1 protein-coding gene is annotated in these 361 nt (G+C 34.9%); it reads left to right on the top strand.

Going from position 1 to position 361, the window contains the following annotated elements; genetic code table 11:
• Window positions 1–210, top strand: a 210-nt coding sequence (locus SAY88_RS24800; RefSeq protein ID WP_332635091.1) for a hypothetical protein, incomplete at its 5' end; no start/stop codon positions are given.
• Window positions 211–361 lie beyond the last annotated feature (151 nt).

Raw genomic sequence — 361 nt, 5'->3', positions numbered from 1 at the left:
GCAGATCTTCTTCGCATTTCTTCGTCAGCTTCGTGGATCTCAGTCATGTCACGTAGTGAACTACGCTCCATTCTTTCAACCACTCACTTCCTCGAACTACTCGAAGCTCTTTGCCAAAAACGATCTAATATAAAGAATCGTTTAAGACATTTTCTTGAAAATGTCAGTGAATTCTTGACATGCTCGTTTGATCTTCTCTTATTAAATTAAGATACCGATAAAACTAACATTGTTTCTATTGCATTATCTAGTTTTCAAAGAACCGGTTACTCACTTCAAAAGTAGAAGTAAATAACGTATAAATTGAGAGTAAATTCTCTCAAAACTGAACAAATAGCACAAGCGTCAAACAACTAAAAGT

The sequence above is a fragment of the Halalkalibacter flavus genome (genome assembly GCF_036663575.1).
GTDB lineage: Bacteria > Bacillota > Bacilli > Bacillales > Bacillaceae_D > Halalkalibacter > Halalkalibacter flavus.
The sequence above is the reverse complement of the archived record's forward strand: the minus strand, read 5'-3'. Positions and strand labels throughout refer to the sequence as shown.